The organism is Nitrospinota bacterium (assembly GCA_029881495.1).
GTDB lineage: Bacteria > Nitrospinota_A > UBA7883 > JACRGQ01 > JACRGQ01 > JAOUMJ01.
In genome coordinates this window covers 36,125-58,890 of sequence record JAOUMJ010000015.1, presented here as the reverse complement: position 1 = coordinate 58,890, position 22,766 = coordinate 36,125, and the positions used below count along the sequence as shown (strand labels likewise).

General features: G+C 50.8%; 16 protein-coding genes and 1 tRNA gene. 10 read left to right on the top strand and 7 right to left on the bottom strand.

From position 1 onward, the window contains the following. Positions 1–107 precede the first annotated feature (107 nt). The gene (gene ftsH, locus OEY64_08120; protein MDH5542914.1) at positions 108–2,042 is read right to left on the bottom strand and encodes an ATP-dependent zinc metalloprotease FtsH; all 1,935 of its coding nucleotides are present in this window, start codon (positions 2,040–2,042) and stop codon (positions 108–110) included. A gap of 240 nt (positions 2,043–2,282) precedes the next feature. Between ftsH and OEY64_08115 the strand changes: the two genes are divergently transcribed. The 4 genes from OEY64_08115 (at position 2,283) to OEY64_08100 (ending at position 10,404) form a co-directional block, all read left to right on the top strand. Then, positions 2,283–2,359 (top strand) — tRNA-Arg (locus OEY64_08115). A gap of 320 nt (positions 2,360–2,679) precedes the next feature. Further along, positions 2,680–7,308 carry a DUF6531 domain-containing protein gene (locus tag OEY64_08110; GenBank protein ID MDH5542913.1) on the top strand — a complete coding sequence of 1,543 codons (4,629 nt, stop codon included), beginning with the start codon at positions 2,680–2,682 and terminating at the stop codon, positions 7,306–7,308. Between the two features lie 71 nt (positions 7,309–7,379). After that, entirely contained in the window at positions 7,380–9,026 is a 1,647-nt protein-coding gene (locus tag OEY64_08105; protein MDH5542912.1) for an Ig-like domain-containing protein, read from the top strand. A 157-nt stretch (positions 9,027–9,183) separates the two neighbouring features. Then, positions 9,184–10,404: a pentapeptide repeat-containing protein gene (locus tag OEY64_08100; GenBank protein MDH5542911.1), complete on the top strand. Its 1,221-nt coding sequence runs from the start codon at positions 9,184–9,186 to the stop codon at positions 10,402–10,404. A 597-nt stretch (positions 10,405–11,001) separates the two neighbouring features. On the opposite strand, the gene OEY64_08095 is transcribed toward OEY64_08100, so the two are convergent. The 3 genes from OEY64_08095 to rplM all read right to left on the bottom strand — a co-directional run bounded on the left by OEY64_08095 (position 11,002) and on the right by rplM (position 13,067). Further along, positions 11,002–11,991 (bottom strand): DMT family transporter, encoded by a 990-nt coding sequence (locus tag OEY64_08095; protein ID MDH5542910.1) that lies wholly within the window; start codon positions 11,989–11,991, stop codon positions 11,002–11,004. Positions 11,992–12,216: 225 nt separating this feature from the next. After that, entirely contained in the window at positions 12,217–12,621 is a 405-nt protein-coding gene (gene rpsI / locus OEY64_08090) for a 30S ribosomal protein S9 (protein ID MDH5542909.1), read from the bottom strand. A gap of 2 nt (positions 12,622–12,623) precedes the next feature. Further along, positions 12,624–13,067, bottom strand: a complete 444-nt coding sequence (rplM, locus tag OEY64_08085) for a 50S ribosomal protein L13 (protein MDH5542908.1) — start codon at positions 13,065–13,067, stop codon at positions 12,624–12,626. 181 nt (positions 13,068–13,248) lie between these two features. Here rplM and OEY64_08080 point away from each other — a divergent pair, with 181 nt between their 5' ends. The 5 genes from OEY64_08080 to OEY64_08060 all read left to right on the top strand — a co-directional run bounded on the left by OEY64_08080 (position 13,249) and on the right by OEY64_08060 (position 18,785). Then, complete coding sequence (locus OEY64_08080; GenBank protein MDH5542907.1) at positions 13,249–13,977, top strand: Bax inhibitor-1/YccA family protein; 729 nt, start codon at positions 13,249–13,251, stop codon at positions 13,975–13,977. 55 nt (positions 13,978–14,032) lie between these two features. Further along, positions 14,033–15,232, top strand: coding sequence for an amidohydrolase family protein (locus OEY64_08075; GenBank protein MDH5542906.1), 1,200 nt, complete (start codon positions 14,033–14,035; stop codon positions 15,230–15,232). A gap of 85 nt (positions 15,233–15,317) precedes the next feature. After that, a complete protein-coding gene (hrcA, locus tag OEY64_08070; GenBank protein ID MDH5542905.1) occupies positions 15,318–16,349 on the top strand; it encodes a heat-inducible transcriptional repressor HrcA in 1,032 nt (343 codons plus the stop codon). Further along, a complete protein-coding gene (locus tag OEY64_08065) occupies positions 16,346–16,966 on the top strand; it encodes a nucleotide exchange factor GrpE (protein ID MDH5542904.1) in 621 nt (206 codons plus the stop codon). Before hrcA ends, OEY64_08065 begins: the two co-directional genes overlap by 4 nt. A 289-nt stretch (positions 16,967–17,255) precedes the next feature. Then, positions 17,256–18,785 carry a hypothetical protein gene (locus tag OEY64_08060; GenBank protein ID MDH5542903.1) on the top strand — a complete coding sequence of 510 codons (1,530 nt, stop codon included), beginning with the start codon at positions 17,256–17,258 and terminating at the stop codon, positions 18,783–18,785. A 79-nt stretch (positions 18,786–18,864) separates the two neighbouring features. Here the strand turns inward: OEY64_08060 and rsmI are convergent, their stop codons facing one another. Continuing rightward, a complete protein-coding gene (gene rsmI, locus OEY64_08055; protein ID MDH5542902.1) occupies positions 18,865–19,557 on the bottom strand; it encodes a 16S rRNA (cytidine(1402)-2'-O)-methyltransferase in 693 nt (230 codons plus the stop codon). Between the two features lie 85 nt (positions 19,558–19,642). On the opposite strand from rsmI, the gene OEY64_08050 reads away from it, so the two are divergent. Beyond that, a complete protein-coding gene (locus OEY64_08050; GenBank protein ID MDH5542901.1) occupies positions 19,643–20,737 on the top strand; it encodes a tetratricopeptide repeat protein in 1,095 nt (364 codons plus the stop codon). 50 nt (positions 20,738–20,787) lie between these two features. Here the strand turns inward: OEY64_08050 and OEY64_08045 are convergent, their stop codons facing one another. Both OEY64_08045 and OEY64_08040 read right to left on the bottom strand, forming a co-directional pair. After that, on the bottom strand, positions 20,788–21,783 hold the full coding sequence (locus tag OEY64_08045) for a hypothetical protein (GenBank protein MDH5542900.1): 996 nt from the start codon (positions 21,781–21,783) through the stop codon (positions 20,788–20,790). Positions 21,784–21,848: 65 nt separating this feature from the next. Continuing rightward, positions 21,849–22,763: a response regulator gene (locus OEY64_08040; GenBank protein MDH5542899.1), complete on the bottom strand. Its 915-nt coding sequence runs from the start codon at positions 22,761–22,763 to the stop codon at positions 21,849–21,851. Positions 22,764–22,766: the final 3 nt, after the last annotated feature.

The window sequence follows — 22,766 nt, the reverse complement described above, 5'->3', positions numbered from 1 at the left end:
GTTTACTTCCCGTTTTTAAAATTTTTTCATGATGCGGATACGGAGAATGGAAACATTTTTAAAGGGGCATCGTCCGAAAGCGATGCCCCCTTGAATATCAGATTTGCTTACGAAACTGCCGGTGTCGGCGAAATGTCGCCCGGCAACGGACCGCCTGACGACGGCTCTTTCTTCTTCTCGCTCTTTTTCGTTGTCCTGGCTTCCTTCGATTCAACTCCGCTCTTGCCGGAATCGTTCGACTTCGCTTTCGGTTCGTTGTCGCCGAACATTATCCGCCTCGCCTCATCTCCGTTAAGGGTCTCCCTCTCCAGGAGCATCTCCACCATGATCTCAACCTTGTCCTTGTACTGGATAAGGATGTTTCTCGCTTTTTCCATCCCTTCCTTTACTATTCTCGTCACCTCGTCGTCGATATGCTCGGCGGTGGTCTCGCTGTAGTTCTGGTGGTTCTGTATCTCGCGCCCGAGGAATATCTGCTCTTCCTTCTTGCCGAAAGCGAGCGGCCCCATCTTGTCGCTCATTCCCCATGAGCAGACCATCTTTCGCGCAAGGTCTGTAGCACGTTCGATATCGTTCCCCGCGCCGGTAGTCATCTCGTTTTGGAAGATCTCTTCGGCGGCCCTTCCCCCCATCAGTATCGCTATCTTGATAAGGAGCGAATCGCGCGAATAGGTATGCTTGTCCTCTACCGGAAGCTGTTGCGTGAGACCAAGCGCCATGCCGCGCGGGATTATCGTTATCTTGTGCACCGGATCCGCGTCCGGCTGCATCATCGCCACAACCGCGTGCCCCACTTCGTGATAGGCGGTGCTCTTCTTCTCTACCTCGCTGATGACGGCGCTTCGACGCTCCTTACCCATCATCACCTTGTCCTTCGCCTCCTCGAAATGGCTCATCGTAACCTTGTCCTTTTCGTGGCTTGCGGCGAGAAGAGCGGCTTCATTTACGAGATTGGCGAGATCGGCACCGGAAAAGCCGGGCGTTCCGCGGGAGATGACCTTCATGTCAACGTCATCGGCAAGGGGTACCTTAGTGGCGTGTACCTTCAGAATTCCTTCGCGTCCGCGAATATCCGGGATCGCAACCACTACCTGCCTGTCGAACCTGCCTGGTCGAAGGAGCGCCGGGTCGAGAACGTCCGGGCGGTTTGTCGCCGCTATCATTATTACGCCGTCGTTCCCTTCGAAACCGTCCATCTCCACGAGGAGCTGATTGAGCGTCTGCTCCCTTTCGTCGTGTCCGCCGCCGAGACCCGCGCCTCGATGACGCCCTACTGCGTCTATCTCGTCTACGAAAATTATGCACGGAGCGTTTTTCTTCCCCTGCTCAAATAGGTCGCGCACGCGCGACGCGCCTACGCCTACGAACATCTCCACGAAATCGGAGCCTGAAATACTGAAGAACGGAACCTGCGCTTCTCCGGCGACAGCCCGCGCAAGGAGTGTCTTTCCTGTGCCGGGAGGGCCCATAAGGAGAACCCCTTTGGGGAGTTTTCCGCCGAGCTTTGTGAACTTCTGTGGATTCTTGAGGAACTCAATTATCTCCTCAAGCTCTTCCTTCGCCTCGTCAGCTCCGGCTACGTCGTTGAAAGTCACCCTGTTCTTGGATTCGTGCAGAGGTTTCGCCCTGCTCTTTCCGAAACTCATCGCCTTCGATCCGCCTGTCTGCATCTGGCGCATGAAGAATATCCATATCGCTATGAGAAGGAGCATGGGGAACCATGAAATGAATATGTTCATGAACCATGAACCCTGCTCCATAGGGCGGACGGAGATGCGCACCTTCTTTTCCCGAAGGAGCGGAAGGAGCTGAGGGTCCTCCGCGGCGAAAGTTTCGAAATATCCGCCGTCGGTGTATCTGCCGGAAATAATTTCACCCTGTATCTTCACCTCGTCAACGCGCCCGGCATCCACAGCCTCCGCGAACTCGCTATAAAGGATCTCGTTTCGGCCCTGCTCCTGCTGATTGAAAACGTTGAAAAGAGCTATCATGAAAAGGAGAACTACCAGCCAAAGCGCCAAGTTTTTCTGAAATTGCGTCACAACTACCTCATTTTTAAAGTCATACCAGGAAAAGGCCGTTGGAGCCCGCCTAGGTACCACATGGTTTAAACTGTAATTTCCACTAACGATATCACAGGTGCATACGTGGCACAAGAAACGGCAAAACCGTATTCTATTTGTTCATTATATATGGATACCGGGTGAATAACTAAAGATTCATATATACGGTAGCAGGTTTGGTAATTTGCCCGTATAATACGCAAGTCGTTTTTTTAGTGTGGCTTCGTAGCTCAGTAGGATAGAGCAACAGATTCCTAATCTGGAGGTCGCGTGTTCGAATCACGCCGAGGCCACCATTAATCGAATTATTTCAAAGCCTAAGGCGCCGTTGCATCCAAGGCAAAATAACATCTTTTTTATGATCAAGCTCTTCATACTTAAAGCCTGACGATTCAAACCGTTTTGCCGATATGACTGTAAAAAATCGCACCGGTACCCGTAATGGTAGCATAATTGAGTATTCCATTTTTCGGCTATATGGGGTAAGTTAAAAATAGTTGAGGGGCGCTCAAAATAGCTGTTCTACCTTGCCTTGCACCTTTGATCTCAGCCGGTCGCTCTTGCAAATATCCACAACATGGGGTGCGAAAAAAGATTCTATTTATTGGGGGTAAACATGACTGTCGAAAAATCTGATGCGGAACCATTCACTTCCGGTAAATCTGGAGATATCCTGAAACCAATCGGAAAACGGGTCTCACATATGGCAACGTTTTTCGCACTGCTTTTAGCATCATTAATAATTACCGGATTACCCTCCGCCTGGGCGGTCGACTATTCATCAAACAATTACCCGTCCGTCGGCTCGGTCACCATTACTGAGATAGGCCAGACCGGTACATTCGACATAGACGGTTACGGATGCGGCTGGACCGGCTCCGCGGTCGTCGCAGATTCTGGCGTGGCGACCGTCTCCCCCACGGCAATTTCCGCATCCGGAATTGAGACTTTCACTGTCACCGCCGCAGCTGGGGGTGAAACATCGATAACCATTACATGGGCGCAGGATGGAAATCCGGTTGTTAACGACTATGGAGACACCAACCTATGCAACTCATCAGGCAGTATCACCATCTTCATATATATAGACCTCCCGCTCACCCCTGTTGGCGGGAGCGGCTCCGATTTCCCCGATGCTGGAACGGACGGCGACCCGGTAAACACACATACAGGAGAGCTTTTCTTCACCGAACCGCCCGACATAAATCTTGGCGGTCCGCTACCATTAAGGTTTCAGCGCTACTACGCCTCCAGGATGAGAGTAGCGGGAATTGGCGGTTCGCTCGGCAACAACTGGAGGCACAACTTTGAGTGGAGCATCCACTGGACCGGGAACCTCCTCTCACTTGTAAACGACAAGGGGAAGATGACGAAGTTCCATTCAGACGGAGCGGGGTCATGGACACAGGATACGAACCTCGATACCCCATACGAGATTCAGCAACCCGGCTCGGAGATAATCGTCCGTGACCCCGGCACAAAACTCTTCTACACATTCTCCGTTCCGTGGTCGGCGACAGCGCACAAGCTGACGAAGATAGAAGACGGAAAGGGGAACGTCCTCTACCTGAATTACGGCACGAACGGTTTCCTTAACGAGATCACCGATAACAATATGGAAAGGAAGTTTGAACTTGCCCATGACGCGAACGGATACCTCTATATGGTCAGGGAGTGGAAAAAGACCAGCCCGACAACCAGCACTACCGACAGAACCGTCTGGTACGGCAGGGATACCAGCCGAAACCTCACGAGATTCACCGATGTATACGGTTACTTCACCGATTATGCCTACGCCGCGCCGGACGGCGCCGACAAGGGACAGCTCATCTCGAAAACTCTCCCCGAAGGGAACACCCCCTACACCCAAACCTACTACACCATTGCCGAGTCGCAGTACCACAGCGGCAAGGTGAAGACGCAGACCGACGCATACGGAAACACACAGACATTCACCTACAGCGGGAACACCACAACGATGACCGACCCGAACACCGACACCACACAGCACACGCACAGCGCGAACGGCGAACTGCAATCGGTCACCGATAAGAACGCAAAGACGCTAACTCTCGGCTCCGCCGCAAGCGGCGCGCGAAACTCGATCACCGACAGGCGGGGAAACACAACATCCATCACCATCGACCCTGCAAGCGGGAAGGCGTCGTCCATCAGCCTCCCGGACGGCAACTCGGTAAGCTACCAGTACACGCCGATAACCTTCAACGGGTTCACCTTCAAGAAGGTTTCAAGGATAGACTACCCGGACGGCACTTTTGAGACCTTCCAGTACGACGCGGCAGGAAACCTGACCACAAAGCTGGACAGGATCCTTGGCGTTACGGCATACACATACAACGCTCGCGGGCAGATGGAGACCGTCACCACCACACTCGGCGGAACAACGACATTCACATACAACACAGACGGGACCCTGAACACTATTCAGGATCACTCAGGAAACGTTACCAGTCATACCTACGATAACAACAACAGGCTGATAACAGTTACGCACGCGGATACTACTACGAAAATGATGAGCTACAACAAGGCGAACCAGGTAATGCGCATCACGGATGAAAATTGGAATTTCACAGACTACGCCTACGACATGAACGGTAATATGACCAGCATGACCGACCGCACCGGCGCCATCACCACCTTTACATACGATCTGATGGACAGGCTCCTTTCCGTCACTGACCCGGCTGGAAACACAGTCACACGGACATACGACTCGCTCGGGAGGCCATCCACATTCGCCTCGCCGTCCGGCAATACCATGACAATAAACTACGACAAGCTCGGTCGCGTGGCATCGGTAACCGACAACACCTCAGCCGAATCGATAAGCCAGGGGTACACCGCGGAGGGGACCCCCGCATCCTCGTCCGACCCGGCAAACAATACCGCCACTATCGACACCGACAGCATGGGGCGCGTTACCGGAGTTACGAGCCCGCAGGGTGATAAAACCTCCATCACGCACAACGCAATGGGGCTGGTAACAGGGGTGACAAAACCTAACGGCGATACAATCGAGAGGACATATGGCCCAGGGGGCGTTCTGACAGGGGTAACTCTTGCGAGCGCTGTCAGCGCAAGCTACACCCGAAATGCGATCGGGCAGATTACCCGCGTCACCGACCCGAACGGAAATTTCTGGGATAGCGGATACGACCTGCAAGGGAGACTCACTTCCAACACCGATCCGCTTGCGAAAGAAACAACCTACGGATACGACTCGCGCAACAGGCTATCCAACATCACCTTCCCCGATACATCTACCGTTGCCATGACATACGACGGTGTCGGCAACGTCACGCAGAGGGCGTTCTCGACAGGACTAACGCTTAACTACACATACGATGAAGTTGGGAGGCTCATCACAGGTTCTGGAATTATGATCGGGTATGACCTTCTCGGCAGGAAAACAAACAGCAACGGCATCACAGCCACATATGACCCTGACAACAACCTTGCGACCGTGACGCTTTCTACAGGCAAAATTGTCACCTACACATACGACAGCAGAAAACGTCTTACAGGCGTCAGCGACTGGGTTGGGGGAACGACCGCCTTCGCATATGATTCTGCCGGCAGGTTGTCGACAATAACAAGGCCGAATGGAGTCATCACCACCTATACATACGACAATGACAGCAATGTCACTGGGATTACCGAAGGCGCACTTTCTTCTATCACTCTGGCAAGGAACAGCGTAGGAGAGATCTCCTCCGCCGCCAGGAGTGTCCCTGTAGCACCCGCGCCCGTGACCGCTACGACAGCCCGGACTTTCGACGCCGCATCGCAGGTCAGCACTGCTGGATTTTCCTACGACTCTCTTGGCCGGACTACTGCCGATGGCACCAGGACATATACATGGGACGGCGCTTCACGCTTGACCAACTACACCGAAGGAGCAACAACCGTCGACATCACATATGACGCGCATGGGCGGATGCTCTCCCGCACAAACGATGGAGGAACAACCGTAACCAACTATGTGTGGAATAATATTCTCGGCGCACCAGCGGTATCGGTAGTGAAAGATAAGATTGGCACAGTGGTTAGGTATTATATCCATACTCCGACAGGCGGTCTCCTCCACGCGGTCGAAGCGGACAACACCACACGCTACTTCTATCACTACGACGAATCCGGCAACACTTTATTCACCTCCGATAATGCGGGAGCGGTAGTCAACTCCTACGCATACTCCCCCTACGGCGAGATAATAGGTTCGGGTGGCGCGGTCGAAAATCCCTTCACCTATCAGGGGAGAGCCGGAGTAATGCAGGAAGGTACCACGGGGCTTTATTACAACAAGGCGCGCTATTACGATGCGTCGAACGGCAGGTTCCTCTCGCGAGACTCCGTGGCTTCTATCGGGCCGAAGAGCATCAACCCTTACCAGTACGCTATGGGGAACCCGAAAAAGTACGCCGACCCGAACGGCTTCGACGCACTTGTCGTCGATTCGTTAAAACTCGGTCATATCCTCGGTGACGAGATGAGCGGCGCCTACGCCAGCTTCTTTGGATTAAATCCGAACGATCTGTTGCCGGGCCAGCTGGCACCGGATACCGAGTCGTGGCATGAAAAAGCGCCTGCCAGCGCCATACCCGAACCGCCAAGCCCGGTTCCAACTACCGCCAAATCGCCCGGTGACGGCGATCAGACCGAACGGACAGTTGAAAAGGCTGCGGCTCCCGGCGGCGGTATCAATCCCGACTGGCAGGGAGTTGCCACACAAAGCCTTTTCGAAGGTGTTGAAAAAGGGCTGGAGGCCGGAGCTAAAAACGCGGACGAAGCGGCAAAGGCGGCCAAACTGGCCAAAGGCGCAAAGGCTGTGAAGACCTTAGGGACGGCAGTTGGCGCCCTGACAGCGGCCTACGATGAAGCTACTGATGCCCTTGCTGAAGGACAGGGTACCGGAACGGTCGTGACAAGAGCCGCCGCATCTGCCGCTACCGACGTTGCCGTTGGGGTCGCGTTCGGCGCTCCGCTTGCCATCGCCGATGCCGCAACGGGAGGGAACTTCAGTCATTCTGTCAAACAGGTCGCGAGGATTGGAACCACCCTTGCCAATGGCGACGAAAAGTCGAGACGGGCCTATAACAAGGCTGTCACATCGGGGCAATACGGCGCGGTGGCGCAGGAAGTAAACCGATGCGGCGAGCAGTGGGCCGAAGAGGGTATCGGCGGCATGTTCACTAAACTCTATGGCGCGTTTGCATACTAAGGGGGGGGATGATGAAAAACATATTTGAAAACTTAAAAAAGTCTCTTCCCTCTGCCGGGTCTTTACTGAAAATGGTTAACGCCGAAAAAAAGGAGTCCGATAAAATGAGACCGATAAAGACGGGGTTATTCTTCCTGCCGATCTTCATTATCGCCATGTTTGCGTCAAGCGCTTTTGCGGCGGCAGTAAATGAATACTATACCTACGACGGTGCGGGACGGCTCACAAACGCGTTCATCGGTGGAAACCAGATAGCCTACACCTATGATGCCGCGGGGAACATCACCAATAAAGTGATCACCGCTTCTACTCCCACAATGGTATTTACAACCGCATCCCCGCACAATTTCGGAGACGTCGAAACAGGGACAACCTCTAGTACGAGCTTTACCATCTCGAATGCAGGGTCTGGCAATATGGTAAGCATCATTGCGCTTACCGGAAACAAAACCGAGTTCAGCATAACCGGCGGGACATGCGCGAGTTTATCGCCGGTAATTCCATCAGCCGGTAACTGCACGGTAACAGTTGCGTTCAGTCCTACATCTGTCGGTGCTTCAAAAACGCTTACAGTAACGATAACATCAAACGATGCCTCCAACCCTACCAGCACATTTGTGCTGATTGGAAATGGTGTAGACACAATTCCGCCGACGGTAACCGCCGTCGCTCCGGCAGATTCGGCAGTAGGGGTCGCTACGAACAGCGCGGTATCGGCTACATTCAGCGAGCCGATGGATGCCGCAACGATTACGTCGTCGACCTTCACTCTCGATAACGGCATAACCGGTACGGTCACATATACAGGCACGACAGCGACATTTACGCCGAACGCTGGTCTTGCGTATTCGACAACCTATACGGCGACTATCACTACGGGGGCAACCGACGTCGCTACTAACGCGATTGCCGCCGCATACACTTGGTCCTTCACAACAGGGGACGCGCCAGACCTTACAGCACCGACCGTTTCATCGACAACACCTGTCGATGGCGCTACTGATGTTGCAGTCAACACAACAGTCACAGCGACATTCAGCGAACCTATGTCGGCGGATACGATCATTGCGGCAAATTTCACGCTGGATAACGGAGCGACTGGAGCTGTCGCCTACGACGGAACCACCGCTACCTTTACTCCGTCGGCAGACCTCATGGCCGGGACGACATATACGGCGACCATCTCGACAGGGGCGAACGATCTCGCCGGGAACCCGCTGACAACAGCGCATTCATGGAGCTTCACCACAGCGGGGACTTCAACCGACACAACTACCGATACCGGAACAGGCACTGGTACAGGCACTGGTACAGGAACGGGAACTGGTACGGGCACAGGAACGAATACGGACACCGGAACAGGTACGGCAACCAACACTAGCACCACCGACAGCGCAGCCGGTGATAGTGCCGGCGGGGGCTGTTTCATAGCGACCGCCGCGTACGGGAGTTACATGGAACCGCATGTCGAAATACTGCGCAACTTCAGGGATAAACAGCTCCTCGTCAGCGACACCGGACGGCTTCTTGTTGACCTTTACTACACCTACTCTCCTCCGGTGGCAGATTTCATCGCCTCGCATGAGACGTTCAGGATTGTGACACGGGTTGCGCTTACACCGGTTGTATACGGGATTCAGTACCCCTTCATCGCGTTAATGATAATTGCGACTTTTGCGCTCCCTCTAGTCATGCGAAACCGAAGGGAGTTATGGTAATTTTCCAATAGCCGGGCGGCCATCCGCCCGGCTATCTGTTTTTTGTAACTTTCTTTACTAATACCACTAATAATCAAGAGGTTATATGTGATAATTAACAAAATTGTTGTAGGGGTAGCGCCTTAAAGTTCTGCTAGATGGATTAGTAACAGATTTATTGCTAAACTATAACCCAATGTATAACGGTAAATACGGTGATGCTAGGAATCTTTCCAAATGGCGTGATAGCAAAACAACTCTGCCGACTCCTTGCTCAAAGGAAACCTGCCAATTTGTAAAAGGTTATATGAATTATACATACTCTCCTGATTACGGTTTTGACCAATATAAATATTGCCTTTTCCACCTTCCATACGACCTGTACAACGAAAAATATGAAAACCAAGGGAAATATCCTTGGGTTGCAGCTTCTAACAGGAGAGATGATCTACTCAGTAGATTCAATAATGGAATCACTAATATCGCACAGAACTTCAATACTTCAAGGGAAGAATGCCTTAACCTTGAGGGAGCTGTTTTCGCACAACCATTTAGACCTCCTAATTTAGCAAATGGAAGAGCTATAAGTTTTAAAAAATGCAAATTTCATGGTTCTTTTGATATGTCTGACTATGAATTAAAGGGTGATATCTTTTTCAATCATTCAGAATTTATTAGGGAAGCAAATTTTCACAATACGCATTTTCCGGGCAAGTCCACTTTTTTAAATGCTATTTTCCATGGACCTGCAAATTTCTCGGTCTCTCATAATCATGCTCATGCACTCACTATTAATGATATTTTGTTCTCTAATGCGAAATTTTATGAACGTATCAATTTCAGGAATAGAGCATTCAAAGGTGAGGCTTCTTTTGTTGGGGCAGTTTTTAAAAAAGCACCAATTTTTTTTGAAACCAAGTTTAACGAGAGCGTTAATTTTGATGAAGCAGAATTTATCAGCACGCAATATGAAGACAATGGCAAATATCGCAATTTGGAAAAGAAAATGGATGAAGCGGGAACAATTAAATATAAAGCCAAATTCTTCGCCCTTGAACAAAAATGCTTATTAAAAGGAAAAGAAACTACTCTATCTCATAAGCTCGGAATATATGCATATTGGGGATTCTCAAATTTTGGACAAAGCTACACATATCCTTTTATATGGCTAATTATCATTCAATTTGTATTTTTCTGGATTTTTCGGTATTCGTGGTCTGACGAGGCATTGCAGATACTTTTTCTAAACGCATTTCGCCCCTTATCCTTTGTCAAGGCATGTGATATTACAAACATGAATCTACTAGAATATATTCTTGCGATTATTCACACATTACTTACATATACATCTAGTGCCCTTTTTATCCTTGCTGTTAGGCGAAAATTCAGGCTTCAATAAAAATATGCCTCGTGGTGTCCCCCACGCGACCATTTGTTATTTGTAATTCGTCTAGTAATTTGTTAGCAATATACGATTAAGTATCTACAGGTTTTTGAGATTTATTTCATCGGATCAATGGTTTTAGATTTTCCAAACTTTTTGCTACCTTATTTTTTATTAATGTAGATTTAGAATCATATGGTGAACAAGTAGATAGGAGTGTCGTAATGCAAGTTAACAACATATTTATAACATGTGACCTATCTATAGAATCTTCTTTAGCCTCCTTATATGCTTCTTCGATGCCAAGTTTGTTTTTTATAACATCGTAATACGAATCATAATCTGTCATTTTGCTATCTCCACTAAAAAGGTTAATAATTTATCTATCCATTGTTAAAATCACTCCCCCATTTATTGTTTTTTCGAAAATAATATAAATTCATAGGAGAATCAACATCAATTATGGTATTTTTTCGTGATAATGTTTTTCGACTTTATGCTCAAAATCTATTAAGAGCGCATATCAGACTACAACTAATTGTATTTGTGGTGACTAGACAAATTTGTTAGTTTTAAAGCCGGGCGGAGAACCGCCCGGCTATCTGTTTTTCGTTATTCGTCGCGCACGGGGAGAGGCTCCGGCTCTATCGTTCCGCCGTTCCTGATCGCCACTGTTGACGGCTCCTGATCGGCCCTCGCTGGCGACTTCTCGCTCCCTATCATATACACCGCGTATATAAGGAGGAACATCCCGCCGAACTGAAGCGCCACCAGCTTCTCGCCCAGCATAAGGCCGGCTATCAGAACCGTAAGACCGGGGCCTGTGCTCTGCACTATCGCCGCCTTCGATGCGCCGATCATCTTTAGCGCGTACATCGCGAGGAAGAACGGGACGTACCAGCTTACAGTGCCGAGAAGGATTACCGCCGTCCACGCCCTGGTGGTCAGACCGGTAGACGGCATTCCGTTCATGGCGAAAAAGAAAACCAGCATCGCAACAGAGGTCATCAGCGCGGTCGTTACCGGCGACCTCTTCTCCAATATCTTCTGATACGCCACCTGCGTCGACGCCCAGCAGAGGGCGCAGAGCATCGCGAAGAAAAGCCCCTTGCCGGGATCGAATCCGGCGATATTGCCAAATCCGTTGCCGTTCGACAGCGGGATAACGACAAGGATTATCCCGAGGAACGAAATGAGGAGGCTAAGCTTCTTCCTGCTCGTTACCGGTTCGCCGAAAAAGACGAACGACAGAAGGGCCGTAATCGCCGGAAAGACGAAAATCACCAGCGTCGATACCGAAGCGCCGAGGTACTTGATGGCGTAGAAGGAGAAGAGCATCGCTCCCCCCATACCGGCAACGGCGACGATTGATGAAAGAATAAACTCAACCGGCGGCATCCACATATCGCCAAGTTTTCGCATCAGCAGAACGGTCAGGAAGAAAAGCGGCACGGCTATCATCAGGCGGAGTATCAGAATATCTTCCGGCGTTACCCCTTCGTCGAGCGCCATCCTTACCAGAATCGGCTTGAAGCCGAAAAAGAAGGTCGATAGCAACATCAACGCGAGGCCCGAACTCTGTAGATCCTTTAAGCGGTTCACCTTTTTATCCTCTGCAAATTATTTTTGACCAAAAAAAAAGCCGCCGGTTCTTAAAACCGGCGGCTTGTGAAAACGAATTTTCTGTCGTCTTAAAACCGCCAGTTTCTCCTCACCCATATCATATGGGAAAAGGTTGGAAGCGTGACCAGGCCGAGACGCACCGCTAGCGTTGCCTGAATCATTGCCGAAATCAAAATAAATAGATCCATTTTTGTAATCTCTCTATTAACGCTTGGAGAACTGGTACTTCTTCCTTGCGCCCGGCTGTCCCGGTTTTTTTCTCTCTTTCATGCGGGGATCCCTTGTGAGAAGCCCCTTCTTTTTCAGCGGCAGACGGAAACCGGGGTCAAGCTTCAGAAGCGCGCGGGCGATACCGTGCCTTACTGCGCCTGCCTGCGAGTTCAGACCGCTTCCGCATACGGTGGCGGTTACGTCGTATTTTGTCAGTCCGTCAACTATCGTGAGCGGCTGTTTTACCAGCATCTCGGAGGTCGGCCTTTTGAAGTAGGCGCCAAGCTCCTGCCTGTTTACCTTGATAACGCCGGAGCCGGGCTTAACCCAGACCCTGCATGAAGCGGTCTTTCTCCGCCCAGTGGCATATGCCCTTCCGTCGACCAGCCCTTTAGCCATAGTCAGTTAATCTCCATTTTTTCAGGCTTTTGCGCCTCGTGCGTATGAGCCGCACCGCCATACACCTTCAGCTTTTTCATAAACTTCGAGCGAAGCTTGTTCTTCGGGAGCATTCCCGAAACAGCCGCCTCGATCACCCTTTCAGGGTGCTTTTCCAGCATCTCGGAAGCTGTCGCGCTCCTGAGATGACCTATAAAACCTGTGTGATGATAGTATATCTTCTTGTCCACTTTGGCCCCGGTCAGCTTAACCTTCGCTGCGTTTACGACTATTACATAGTCGCCTGTGTCCACATGGTGGGTGAATGTAGGCTTATCCTTGCCTCTCAATGCGTCCGCCACCTTTACAGCCAGCTTTCCAAGCACAATGCCGTCGGCATCGATTATCCGCCACTTTTTCCCGTTTTCCGGGAAGTCTTCTTTTCGCGCAAAATACGTTGTTTTCATTGCCTATTCCATATTCTCTAAAGTTAATTCGAAAGAGAAATTATACGCCTTGCCGGGGATTTGTCAAACGAATTTATTTGATATTTCTTAAGGGAAACTTTTTTTGCCCTTTGCTTGACCCTTCTCTATAATGGTCTTATATATTGGCATAAACAATCGAACAATTAAAGGAGTCGAACAGATGCAGGATTTTCGTGATTTGAACAGACCCAGGGCAAAAGCCGCTTACGCCCCTTCCAGCTCCATCGCGGCGGAACAGTCCAGGTTTCTCATACGCGTTTACAACTGGATGGCGGCCGGACTTGCGGTTACCGCCATTGTGGCATGGTATGTGGCGAACACGCCATCGATTTACAACGCTATTATCGGCAACCCGATCCTCTTTTTCGGCATTATCATCGGCGAGCTCGGTCTCGTTTTCTACCTCGCCTCGCGTGTTATGCAAATGAGCGCGCAGAGGGCGATGAACGTGTTCATCGGCTACGCCGCGCTAAACGGCCTCACCTTCTCGGTGATCTTCGTTGCGTACACGCAGTCGTCGATTACCACCGCGTTCCTCGTGACCGGCGGAATGTTCGCGGCGATGTCCTTCTACGGCGCGACCACTAAAAAGGATCTTACCTCGTGGGGCTCCTTCTTATTCATGGGCCTGATCGGAATAATAATAGCTTCGCTAGTGAACATGTTCCTTCAAAGCCCTGCCGTTTACTGGATAACCACATACGCGGGTGTGCTCATCTTCACCGGCCTCATCGCCTACGACACCCAGTCGATACTGAAGATGAACATAATCGGCAACGAAGGTACACAGGAAGATACCAAGGAGGCGATCTCCGGCGCGCTCAGGCTCTACCTCGACTTCATCAACCTCTTCATAATGTTGCTGAGGCTTCTTGGCGAGAGGCGATAACAAGCCGAACGATTCGCGGATTGCCGCAGGCTTTCCTTCACGGTAAGGGAGGCCTGTGGCGACCCTTCTAAAAGCCGGTATCATTTATCCGGTCACCTCACACCCTATCGAAAACGGCTACATCCTCGTCGACAAGGGGAAAGTTGCCGGTTTCGGCCCGATCAACACCGCTACGGAAAGGGTCGACAACATCATCGACCTTTCATCGCATATAGTCCTCCCCGGATTCGTCAACGCGCACTGCCACCTCCAGCTTTCCGGCATGAGAGGGAGAAAGTATCCCGGCTCGTTCTCCAAATGGATACCCGGAGTGATAAGGTACAACATGGAGACGCCGCAGGATCTCCGGGAAGCATCCATGAAAGAGGCGATAGAAGAGATGCAGGGCTCCGGGATCTCCGCAGTAGGGGACATCGCGAGTTCCGGCGATTTCGTTTCACCACTCGCCGGTTCACGCCTGAAAGGGATAACTTTCCTTGAGCCGCTCGCTCCGCACGAAAAGGACGCCGAGGAGGCTCTCCAAAAGACAAGGGCAACCGCAGAGGAGCTTGCCCGAAGAGGGATTGACGTCGGCATCGCCCCGCACTCCGCGTACAATGTTTCGCCGAAACTCCTTAAACTTCTAAAAATGCTGGCGGAGGAACTCTCCATCCCCTTCTCCATTCATCTGGCAGAGACGCTTGATGAAGATGAGTTCATCTGGCACGGTTCCGGCGAACTCGCCGGGCTCCTTGAAGAGAGAGGTTTTTTACCCGACGGATTCAGAGGGTACGGTAAATCGCCGGTTGCGCATTTGCATTCGCTTGGCATTCTGGAGAATACGCTCGCCGTTCACCTCAACGAGATAGACGAGAACGATATAAAGTTGCTCGCGTCCGCGAACGCTGTTCCCGTGTTTTGTCCCGGCTCGTCGGTTTGGTTCGGGCGAGGGAACGTCATGCCGCTTAAAAAACTGCTGGATTACGGGTTGAAGCCCGCGCTCGGCACCGATTCGCTTGCGTCAAACAGCTCGCTATCCATGCTGAATGAACTGCGGATGGGGGCGGCCTATTTTCCATCTCTCCCGCGCGAACGACTGATCGAAATGGCGACTGTCAACGGCGCGCGTGCGCTTGACCTCAATTCCGGCAGCATAGAGAAAGGGAGAGACGCCGACCTTATCGCGTTTAAAATGAAGGACGGCTTGAAAGAGCCGCTTGATGCCGTGTTCAAAGCCAAAAAGGCCGATTTCGTCATGCTTGGCGCAAAGAACTGATATAAAGAGGAAACTGACTTAGCCAAGTTGCGACGGAATCTGTTATAAAATATATCTGACATCAACATAAAGGGACGGGAAAGATATGGAAGACAGAAAGATGCGGGTACTGCGGGAAGTGGTGCTCGGGCATATAGAGAGTTCGGCGCCGATAGGCTCACGCACACTTTCTAAAAGCGCCCTCTCCGATCTCGATCTTAGCCCAGCAACGATCCGAAACGTCCTCGCCGATCTCGACGAGGAGGGATTCCTGATAAAACAGCACTCTTCATCCGGCAGGATACCTACGGAGAAGGGGTACCGTTTCTTCGTGGAAGAGCTTATGCCGGCAAAACCGCTCCCTGAAAGCCAGAAGAAACTTATCAACGATACCATTGCAAGCTCGGCTGAATCGGGCGAGAACAGTTTCGAAAAGGTGACAAAGATATTGAACACCTTTTCCCATCAGGCAAGCCTGATGCTCCTCCCCTCGGTAACCGATTCTCCCATCGAGAAATTCCATTTTCTGAAAATAAACAGGAACCTCATCCAGGCGGTGCTTGTCACTCCGCACTCAAGAACGCAGAACATCCTCTTTTCCATCGAGGAGGAGTGGAACGAAAGCGAGCTGACGGAACTTTCCAACTTCCTTAACCTCGGATACAGCGGGCTGACGCTGAGGCAGATAAGGAACAGGCTGAGGGAATCGGTGACGCACCACGAGAACAGGTACAAACGGCTCCAGGAAACCGCGCTTGCGTTCCATGAAAAGATGCTGGAACTGATCCCGGCGCCGGAAATAACGCTGGAGGGGACCGCCGACCTCCTTGATGCTCCCGAATTCGAAAAGAACAGAAAGATGCTGAAGCAGGTATTAAAGACGCTTTCGGACAGGAAAAGGCTCCTTGAGATAATCGAAAAATGCATTGAGAACAGAAAAGTACACGCAAGCCTCGGCTCGGATTTTACTTCGGACGAATTCAACGGATGCTCCCTTGTTACGTCATCCTTCGTGGACATGGACGGATTGCAGGGGACCGTAGGGGTAATGGGTCCCATCAGAATGGATTATCCGTACATTTTCGGCCTGCTTGAACATTTATCATCGGAAATAAACAGGAGGTTTTCTTCAAAGTGACGAAAAAGGGTAAAACTGCAAAGCATGAAACCGCAACTGACGAAAAGAAGCAGGGCGAAAAAACTGCAACTGCCGACAAGGAGACGGAAGAATTAATGGATGCTGGCGATAAAGCTCCCGCCCAGCCCGAACCTTCCAAAGAAGAAATACTTGAGGCCGAAGTAGCCTCTCTGAAGGATCAGCTTTTAAGAAGCATGGCCGAGATGGAGAACTCGCGCAAGAGGCTGGAGAAGCAGAAGCATGACGCGTTAAAATACGCATCTCTTCCCCTGATGAGGGATCTGCTGCTGGTAATGGACAACCTTGAGCTTGCCCTCAAATACGCCGACCAGAAGGACCCACTGCGCGACGGCGTGAATATGGCGCTTGACGGCATGAAGAAGACCCTCGAACAGCACCATCTGAAACCTATAAAAACCTCCGGGGAAAAATTTGATCCCGTATACCACGAGGCGGTCTCAATTCATCAGAATCCCGATGTGGAGGATAACGTGATAATCGAGGAACAGCGCGTAGGCTATCTCCTCCACGACAGGGTGGTCAGGCCCTCAGGCGTAGTCGTCAACCGCAAGCCGGAAAAGGCCGCCGAACCGGAACCGAAGGAAGGCCAACAGTAAAAACTGACGGCATCAAGGTCGGCGCACTTGCCCCCCATGCCCATGTTTCGCCTCCGCAGGAAAGAGGCGGCTGAATTTCGAAACCTGCGCAAGCAAATCGCATACCCTTAAATTCCGCATCTTGAGAATTCCGCGCATATTTATCGCTTATATATTGCCATATAAGGAGAATATTGTTACAATTCCCGCAGTTTGTCGGATATCGCAAATACAACATGCATCTGAACGGGAATTAACAGTAAACCGGAAAAAGAGGGTTCATTTGTCTGTATTAAGGAGGATTCTTCACATGTCGATAATCAAAAGGGTTTCACAGTTCTATAACGCGGCAAGGATCGCCGTCGCAAAAAAGGGAGGCAGAATCTCGCGGCCCGCGTTTACGCTCTGCTTGGCCCTGGCATTGACGGCACCCTCTCTCGCGTTCATGTCATGCGGTTCTCTGCTGGAGGACAACGCAAAAGAAAATTCGTCCACCCCTTCGGGAATCGAATACAAGGGGAAAACTACCAAGGTAAAACTTTCTGCTGATAACGCAGAGACCATGATATTCGCGGTCTCTGGAGGAGCGTCCATAGGCGGTGGAGCGGCGTCATCCTTTTCAAAACCGTCTCTCAAACCGTACGAACGCATATTAAATTTTTACGACTTAAGATTCCCTCTTTTTAAAACGGAGACCTCTGTGGAATCAGGATCCTGCGGTGGGAGCAATACCATCACAATGACTGTCGATGAAGAAGCAAAAACTTTGAGCGGCAAATATGTCTTTGATGATTTCTGCGACAATAACGAAACCCAAAACGGTACTTTCACCATTAGAGGCTCATACGCTACGGACAGCGCCGGCAACATGACCTCAATGACGATGACCATGTCAACAACCGGCATAACAACCGAATCCGCGGAGGAGACATACAGCTTTTCGGGCTCCTTTAGCTTTTCGAATACCGAGACCAGCATGGTACTTACCTTAAACACGGTTATAGACACTATCGACGGCATACAGGTCAAGCTGAATCAATATAAAACATCCATGACACTCGGCTCCGCTGGACAAGTAACAGAAACAAGCATATCCGGCGACGTATATCACTCCGATTACGGGTACGTCACGATAAGCACTACAACGCCGCTCAAATTTTCATGGGACGGCACACCGTCGCAGGGAGTGATAATCTATTCAGGTTCTGACAACACGTCCGTGAAACTCACCGTCCAGACCGGAGGCCAGTGCAAGATGGAAGTGGATGAGAACGGCGACGGAGACTACGCGGATGCCGGAGAAAGCTTGGGGAACTACGACTGGTACGACCTTCAAGCCGGTATTGCCCCAACTCAAACAGGCACGGGCACCTCAACTTCTACCAGCACTGCGACAGGCACGACTACAAACACAAGCACCAATACCAGTACCAGTACCGATATTACTACGCTCATAGGAAGCCCGACAGGCGGGAACAGCGTTACGGTCAACGGATACGACTATCGCAACACACTGGAGGTAGTTGCGGTAACTGTTCCGTACACCAACGGATTCAAGACAACATTCACTCCGCAAACAAGTAGTGGGGTTTTTCTATGTTACCCAGGGAGTTCCGTTACACAGGATGGCGTGGAATTGACCTTCAGCCTCGCCGACTCTCCGATGAAATACAATTATCTCTGGGATGGATACGCCGAAACAGGCGACAGCAGTTGTAATCGGTTTACAAGTACAACTGTATGGGTTGTCCTTGCAGATAAGGTCGGGTTCGACCCATCCCGTCCATATGAAGTACTGCTTGACGATGTATCTCCGGATAAGTTCATGGTTACACCATAAGGGGGCATAAAGGAAAACAGGTTGCAGATAAAAATCCGATTCGGGAAAGGGTTCGTCCGTCGAACCTTTTCCCGGCATTTTAACTGGATCCGTCGCAACTTCCACCTTTGATTTTTTTATCTTCACCTTCAATGAGGACTACGAACTCCCCTTTGGTGCGCTTGCCAGTAAGCTGAGCCTTTACTTCTGACGGGGTGCCGCGGACGAACTCCTCGAACATCTTCGTCAACTCCCTTGCCACGACGATCTTTCTTTCGGGAATGTCGCTCTCAAGCTCGTCGAGAAGTTTCAATATACGGTGTGTTGACTCATATAGAATTACCGTCCGCCCTTCGGAGTAGAGCCTTTCCAGGGTCGCCTTTCTCCTCCCGCTTTTCACAGGGAGGAATCCCTCGAAGACGAACGAAGATGTATCAAACCCGGAGACCGGCAACGCCGCGATAAGCGCGGAAGGCCCCGGAATCGGAATGATGTTTATCCCATTTTCTATCGCAAGACGCACTATCCTCCCCGCGGGGTCGGATATCCCTGGTGTCCCGGCATCGGTGATGAGGGCTACCGTTTCCCCCTGCTCCAGCAGATTTAAAAGCTCTTTCGCCTTTATCTCCTCCTTCGGGCCGAAGTAGCTGAGTAGCCTTTTCGGTTTTATCCCGTGGTGATTGAAAAGTATTCTGCTCTTCCTGGTATCCTCCGCGGCGATGTTGTCGACAGTTGAGAGTATATCCACTGCCCGGATGGTGATATCGCCGAGATTCCCTATCGGAGTTGCCACAAGATATAACGTCCCCCCCCCACTGTTGTTTGTTTGCATATATGTAATATAATTGAAAACAATCAGATAGGGGAAAGTATTAAAAGTGGCTAAAGAAAGTCCTGAAGATAAGTTGTTTGCGACGCTTGAAAAGTGCGCTTTTCTGGTAGTCGGCTTCCCGCAGAATGAGGCGAAGTTTATCAAGCAAACTCTGCGCGAGCGACGCATCCAGAAAGTGGATGAAATTACCGAATGCGTGGGGGTCTTTGAAAAACTGGAACTGGCGCAGTACCACTTCCTTATCATGAACGCCGAAGCCGCTTCATGCCCCACGCTCCTTTCCAAGCTTGTTGCATGCAGGCGATTCATGAAGACGCCTCTGATAGTTTTCTCCAAAAGCCCCAAGGCACTGCGCGGGAGCTATAAGAAGAAGCAGATGATCGGACGGTTCCTGGAAATGCCGTTCACCGCGGCGGCGCTGGAAAACGCTCTCCTCGGAATTGCCGGGCATGAAAAATACGACAAAAACCAGATAACCAATATTTCCGAGGCGCTCGAACATTACAACAAGGGGACAAAGCATTTCGAGGAAGAAGAACTCGATGAGGCGGAAAAGGAACTGATGCTATGCGTAAAGGCCGACCCCGGCTTTATCGACGGCTACACCAAGCTCGCTGAGATACTGATTGAGAAAAAGAATTTTGAACTCGCCATGAAAGTTCTGAAAAAAGCAGTTTCAGTCGACCCGGAATACGGGGAAATATTCTACTTCGTTGGGCTGATCCACTCGATAAAGGACAATAAGGATTCTGCCATTTCCGCATTCGACAAGGCCTCGGAGGTCGAGCCTGAAAACGTCCATCTCCTTATCGATCTCGGCAACGCCTGCCTCGACAAGAACTGGATAGATGACGCACTTCGGTATTTCAACCTTGCCAAAAGTAAAAATCCGGAATTTCTCCAGGTTTACAACAGGATCGGCATCGCGCTTAGCCGAGCGGGGAGGTTCGTGGAAGCCGAGGTGGAATACCAAAGGGCCATGCAGCTGGATCCGTCCGACGCAGGTGTCCGCTTCAATATGGGGATGATGTATCACAGACAGAAAGACAATAAAAAGGCGGCTGATTTTTTCAAGAAGGCGATCCAGCTCGACCCTACCCTGGAAGAGGCAAAAAACATGCTAAAGAAAGCGACCGCCTGAGACTCCCGCGTAATAGCATGCTTCACCATGCCTGTTGCTATTAAATATACTTAAAGCCCTCTCTCCTTCACCCTTCTTATCCGCTCAGCCGATTCGAATATCCGCTCCTTCTTTAAATCGCCCGACTCTGCAAGCGCGTAAAAGGTTTCGAGAAACTTTACAACACCCTCATGGCTGTCACGCAGAAGGAGAACATCGGCCCCGGCATCCACGGAGAGGAGTATCCTTTCTTCCAGCGTGTAGTTCTCCTTTACCGCCCCCATATTCAGATCGTCAGTTATTATCAATCCTTCATACCTCATTCCGTCGCGAAGGATTTCCCGCAGGAACTTGCGCGAGAATGTGACGGGGAATTTGTCGTCAACTTTTTCAAAGAGAATATGCGCTGTCATGATGAAATCTATGCCATCCTCAACCCCTCTTCTGAAAGGGGAGAGTTCGCGTTCAAGAATAGTCTCAATCAATGTATCCTGCACCGGAAGGGAGATATGCGAATCGATGAAAGTATCCCCGTGGCCCGGGAAATGTTTCGCTGTTGTGAAGAGCCTTGCGGACCTAAGCGCGCGCAGGGCGATAGAACATTTTTCCGAAACCATCTTTGCCTCCGCTCCAAACGATCTGTCGCCGATCACAGGATTTTCAGGATTCGTATTAATGTCGAATACCGGCGCCCAGGTGGTATTGAATCCAAGCTCCGCTACTTTTGAGCCAAGCGAAACATAATTTGCCGCCAACTCTTCGTGACTTTTTTTCCCCAGCTCCTCCTGTGTTGGAAAAGCCCCGATAATTTTCTTGAGGCGGGAGACGCGCCCCCCCTCCTCGTCGACCGTGATGAAAGGGATAAGGCCGGGTGGCGTGGAGAGCGCCTCATCCCTTATCCTTTTGTTCAGAACTATCAGATCGTCCCTGCTCTCGGGGATATTCTCCCTGAAATGGATGATGCCGCCGACAAGATATTTCCGCAGAAGCTCTTCGATGCCCTGGTTCCATGAATCTCCCGGAAACGATACGAGGGTCATCTGCCCTATTGCCGACCTCAGATCCATTCCGGCTCCATCATAGATGATGATCTGGCTCTGTCACTCCCCATGAATGCTAAACCGATGAACTTTCAGGTATGGAGCGAATAGATCGCGGCGACAATGGAAGGGAGGATCACCTCGATCCCCGCGCCGGGGCCGGGTTTCAGTATCACGTCGTCGATGTGGTTTTCAGGCCCCAAAAGGCTGGCGAATTTCTCGGGAGAAGAGGACCAGACTATTACCCTTGGGAGCGATTTCTTCATCAGTTTGCGAAGCTTGTCAACGAATGTGATCGCATCGCCGTCTGGGAGCATATTATCCGTGATGATGAGCTCGAACTTGCCTACCGATGCCTTCTCCAAAGCGGCCGCCATAGAATCGACCGACTCGATCTTAAGGCCGAGTTCCTTCAGGAATTTTTCCAGCCTCCCCTCCTGCGCCTTGGAAGCAGTAACTAGAAGCACTTTGACCGTACCGTCCATTAGCGGCCCCCGGTCCTTTAGAACATCGATATATGCCTTCGCCAAAAGGTGGTCCCTCTCGTGCATCTGATGGGAAAACGATCTGGGCGACAGGCCCGACTCATACTGTTTGATACGCCCGAGCACAAGATTCTCTCCCGATTTCTTTCTCAGTTTTCCGAAGACCCTTGTAAGCGTCTGCTTGAAGTTCTGCTTGTCCATCGGCGTCTCAAGGTAGGCGTAAAGCCCTTCGTTGAACGCCACCACCAGTTCCGAAGCCTTCGGGGTTTTCCCAACGATTACCGCTCCGAATACCCCTTTTAGATGTTCAACTTCGTTGATTATCTTCACGCAATAAAGGTCGGTCCATATGGCAGGGATGAATATTATTCCGTCCTCCTTGTCAGCAAAAATGGGATAAATATCCTCATGGTTCTCCGGGAGTTCCAGCTCTTCAACCTTGTGTTCCATCCCCTTTTTAAGGTTCTCCTTCACCTCGGCGTCGATCATGTTCTTTTTGTTTTCCAGAATGTAGCTTTTCATATC

What these genes read in the sequence shown, in the direction of transcription:
- OEY64_08110 (MDH5542913.1), top strand. Translation starts at nt 2,680, where the DNA reads ATGACTGTCGAAAAATCTGATGCGGAACCATTCACTTCCGGTAAATCT.
- OEY64_08105 (MDH5542912.1), top strand. Translation starts at nt 7,380, where the DNA reads ATGGTTAACGCCGAAAAAAAGGAGTCCGATAAAATGAGACCGATAAAG.
- rpsI (MDH5542909.1), bottom strand. Translation starts at nt 12,621, where the DNA reads ATGGCTAAAGGGCTGGTCGACGGAAGGGCATATGCCACTGGGCGGAGA.
- rplM (MDH5542908.1), bottom strand. Translation starts at nt 13,067, where the DNA reads ATGAAAACAACGTATTTTGCGCGAAAAGAAGACTTCCCGGAAAACGGG.
- OEY64_08080 (MDH5542907.1), top strand. Translation starts at nt 13,249, where the DNA reads ATGCAGGATTTTCGTGATTTGAACAGACCCAGGGCAAAAGCCGCTTAC.
- hrcA (MDH5542905.1), top strand. Translation starts at nt 15,318, where the DNA reads ATGGAAGACAGAAAGATGCGGGTACTGCGGGAAGTGGTGCTCGGGCAT.
- OEY64_08060 (MDH5542903.1), top strand. Translation starts at nt 17,256, where the DNA reads ATGTCGATAATCAAAAGGGTTTCACAGTTCTATAACGCGGCAAGGATC.
- OEY64_08045 (MDH5542900.1), bottom strand. Translation starts at nt 21,783, where the DNA reads ATGGATCTGAGGTCGGCAATAGGGCAGATGACCCTCGTATCGTTTCCG.
- OEY64_08040 (MDH5542899.1), bottom strand. Translation starts at nt 22,763, where the DNA reads ATGAAAAGCTACATTCTGGAAAACAAAAAGAACATGATCGACGCCGAG.